Below are 3026 nucleotides of genomic sequence, written 5' to 3'. Positions count from 1 at the left end.
CAAAATTTTCAATTTTTTCTCGCAATGACAAAATTTTTTCACATAATTTAATGACAAAAGTAAAATATGAATATATTATTTTATATACTCGTTTAATTTGAAAAATTGGCTACGTTATTTTTTGCTTTTAATCCTCACGTACTAAATAATGTACGCTGCGGTTAAAAGCTCCAAAATGCCTTGCTTTTTTCCAAATTAAACTTCGTCTATCATTTATCAAGGAAGTTATGAGTACGGATATTAATAATATTAGCGATAGCTTAGAAATTGTTACGCAAGATCATTTATCGATTTTTTCTTTAATAAGCTCCTCCGACATAATCGGTAAATCGGTTATGCTGATGTTGCTTATCGCTTCCATTTGGTCGTGGACTATTATTTTGGATAAAATATTTAAGCTAGCACAAGTGCAGCGAAGAATGAAAAATTTTGAAAATGTGTTTTGGTCCGGTGGAGTATTAGAGCAATTATATGAAAGCATAAAGAGGTCGGTTAATAATCCGCTAGCTTTGATATTTGTCTCGGCTATGGATGAGTGTAAGAGTTTAAATACTAAAGGGCTTTCTGATGCGTCAAAAAACAACCATAAAGAGCGTATAACGGGTGCAATGTACTTAGCTCAAAATAGGGAAGTCGAAAAACTTGAGAAGAATTTAAGCTTCCTGGCAACCGTTGGGTCAAGTGCTCCTTTCGTAGGGTTATTCGGTACGGTTTGGGGGATTATGCACAGTTTCCAGTCGATTGCTACTTCAAAAAATACTTCTCTTGCAGTAGTAGCCCCAGGGATTGCCGAAGCACTACTTGCAACTGCGATAGGCTTGTTTGCAGCTATTCCGGCAGTAATTTTTTATAACTATCTTATTTCCCGTATTACTCTTATAAATAATAAGATTGAAGATTTTAGTAGCGAGTTAAATTCTATACTTTCTAAGGCAATTGATCAGGAGAAAATGTAATGGCTATAAAGCTTGCCGGAAGTAATAGAAAAAGTAAAAGAGCGGTAGTTAGTGAAATTAATGTTACTCCGCTCGTTGATGTGATGCTTGTTCTATTAATTATTTTCATGATTACTTCTCCAATGCTTGTTTCAGGAGTAAATGTGGATTTACCTGAGACAAATTCAAGTCCGATTTCAGGGCAGGATGAACCGCTAGTCGTTACTATCAATAATAAAGGTGAAATTTTCCTGCTTGAATCTCTTATAGAGAGCACACATTTAACCGACAAGCTTGCAAATATCACTAAAGAAAAAAAGGATGCTAGAATTTTTGTAAGAGGTGATAGGAATGTCTCTTATGGGCGGGTGGTAGAGATAGTTGCCGAAATTCATGCTGCCGGCTTTTCTTGTGTAGCTCTTATTTCAAATATTAAAAATAATGAAAAGTAACCAAAATAGGGATAATTTTACGGTTTTCCTTAGCTTCTCTGTTGTTCTGCACTTACTTCTTTTATATTTTTTTCTATTCGGTATGCCGTCACTTTTTGAAAAATTACCGGAAGGGCAAACTATAACTTTTGAAATGCTACCTGTTAGCGATAAACCAAATATCATAACCCAAACAAAGCAAAAAGAAGCCCCTATAGAAAACGAAGATGCTAAAAAGTCGGAGCAAAGTAAGCCAAAAGAAGAAAAACCGCAAGACTCGCCTAAAGAAGAAAAAACAAAAGAGCTTGAGGCTAAAACAATAGAAGAAAAGCCAAAAATAGAAGAGAAAAAACCTATAGAAGAACCAAAGCCTGAAGAAGCAAAAGAAGCGTTACCTGAGAAGAAAGAAGAAGCAAAGGAAGAAAAGACTAAAGAAGAGGAAAAAAAACAAACAGAAGAAAAGAAGAAGCCCGAAGAGAAAAAAGAGGAAGTTGTAGTTAAAAAACCTGAAGAGAAACCAAAAGAGGTAAAGAAAAAAGAGCCTAAAACTGATAAGCTTGATTCTTTACTGAAGAATTTAGAGCAATCTTCGGAAGGGGATAATGTAAAATCCACTAAGCATCAAAGATCAAAAAAAGTTGATAATGCAAAAGAAGCTAAAGGGGTTTATACGGACGGGCTGCCTCTTTCCGATAGTGAAACATCTTTGATAAAAAGACAAATTGAAAGACATTGGAGCAATGTGCCTGCAGGGGTTAGAGGCAATAATAAGGTAAAAGTCATTATTAGCATTACGCTCGATAAAGCAGGTAATGTTGAGCAGGCAAAGGTAAAAGAAAGAATCTGCCCTAATATTCCGACTAGTGTTTGTGAAGCTTTGGCGGATAATGCAATTAGAGCGGTATGGCAGGCAAGCCCTATCGAAAATCTTGACCTAGCACGCTTTAATCACTGGAAAGAGATTAATTTTAGCTTTGATCCGAGTAAGTTGTAGGCTAGGTATTGCCTGTGTGTACCAAATCGTCATTGCGAGGAGGTATTGTTACGTGGATCAGTTTCACCTCTGTCTCATCCCGTGGCTCGACCACGGGATCCAGTTAAAAATACTAAAATTATTAGTATTTTTTATTGTTTTTATGGACCTAGTTAGCAAGCCACGGGGTGACACAGTAGGTTTTACCGGTCTACGTAACAATGCTTTCCCGCGTAGGCAGGAATGACATAAAGTAAAAATCCAGCACTATAATTGCCTACGCAGGAATGACATTAAGAACCATGAAATAATTTAAAAATATTATTCATCATGTTCGTGGTGGTCACCGATTAATTCAAGCCCCATATCTTTTCGCTCATTATCAAAACAACAGTAGCAGCAATAACCTATCAAGAATAATAAAGTTGCTCCCATTAAAAGTAGAGTCAACGCAGTATTACTAGAGCTTGCTAACTCATATTCTGAAGGTAATAAATCCGTAGGGATGTCGTTGTTCATAAAACTTAGTTATTATGTTTACTATTTATAAATAAAAAAACTTTACGTGTTTGTCTACTGAAAATGTATTTCACAAAGTTTTAAGAGCAGGATAAGTAAATAACAATAAATGGCATAAATTTAGACCAAAATGGACTATCATATGTAATAGTTGAGATTTAATCTTAC

4 protein-coding genes and 1 pseudogene are annotated in these 3026 nt (G+C 35.4%); 3 read left to right on the top strand and 2 right to left on the bottom strand.

Annotation, left to right across the window (positions count from 1 at the left end; translation table 11 throughout):
* Positions 1-227 precede the first annotated feature (227 nt).
* Genes tolQ through KYQ89_RS05720 form a run of 3 tightly spaced genes read left to right on the top strand, consistent with a single transcriptional unit; the run spans position 228 to position 2360 of the window.
* Entirely contained in the window at positions 228-956 is a 729-nt protein-coding gene (tolQ, locus tag KYQ89_RS05730; RefSeq protein ID WP_218460787.1) for a protein TolQ, read from the top strand.
* Positions 956-1387, top strand: a complete 432-nt coding sequence (tolR, locus tag KYQ89_RS05725; protein ID WP_218460786.1) for a protein TolR — start codon at positions 956-958, stop codon at positions 1385-1387. Before tolQ ends, tolR begins: the two co-directional genes overlap by 1 nt.
* A complete protein-coding gene (locus KYQ89_RS05720; RefSeq protein ID WP_218460785.1) occupies positions 1377-2360 on the top strand; it encodes an energy transducer TonB in 984 nt (327 codons plus the stop codon). The genes tolR and KYQ89_RS05720 overlap by 11 nt, the downstream gene beginning before the upstream one ends.
* A 40-nt stretch (positions 2361-2400) precedes the next feature.
* Here the strand turns inward: KYQ89_RS05720 and KYQ89_RS08495 are convergent.
* Both KYQ89_RS08495 and KYQ89_RS05715 read right to left on the bottom strand, forming a co-directional pair.
* Positions 2401-2567, bottom strand: a pseudogene (locus KYQ89_RS08495) (tRNA(Ile)-lysidine synthetase); the annotation flags it as partial.
* A 93-nt stretch (positions 2568-2660) separates the two neighbouring features.
* Complete coding sequence (locus KYQ89_RS05715) at positions 2661-2858, bottom strand: hypothetical protein (protein ID WP_218460784.1); 198 nt, start codon at positions 2856-2858, stop codon at positions 2661-2663.
* Positions 2859-3026 lie beyond the last annotated feature (168 nt).

It is taken from the genome of Rickettsia sp. TH2014, assembly GCF_019249195.1.
In the GTDB taxonomy this organism is placed as follows: domain Bacteria; phylum Pseudomonadota; class Alphaproteobacteria; order Rickettsiales; family Rickettsiaceae; genus Rickettsia; species Rickettsia felis.
The sequence above is the reverse complement of the archived record's forward strand: the minus strand, read 5'-3'. Positions and strand labels throughout refer to the sequence as shown.

What these genes read in the sequence shown, in the direction of transcription:
- tolQ (WP_218460787.1), top strand. Translation starts at nt 228, where the DNA reads ATGAGTACGGATATTAATAATATTAGCGATAGCTTAGAAATTGTTACG.
- tolR (WP_218460786.1), top strand. Translation starts at nt 956, where the DNA reads ATGGCTATAAAGCTTGCCGGAAGTAATAGAAAAAGTAAAAGAGCGGTA.
- KYQ89_RS05720 (WP_218460785.1), top strand. Translation starts at nt 1,377, where the DNA reads ATGAAAAGTAACCAAAATAGGGATAATTTTACGGTTTTCCTTAGCTTC.
- KYQ89_RS05715 (WP_218460784.1), bottom strand. Translation starts at nt 2,858, where the DNA reads ATGAACAACGACATCCCTACGGATTTATTACCTTCAGAATATGAGTTA.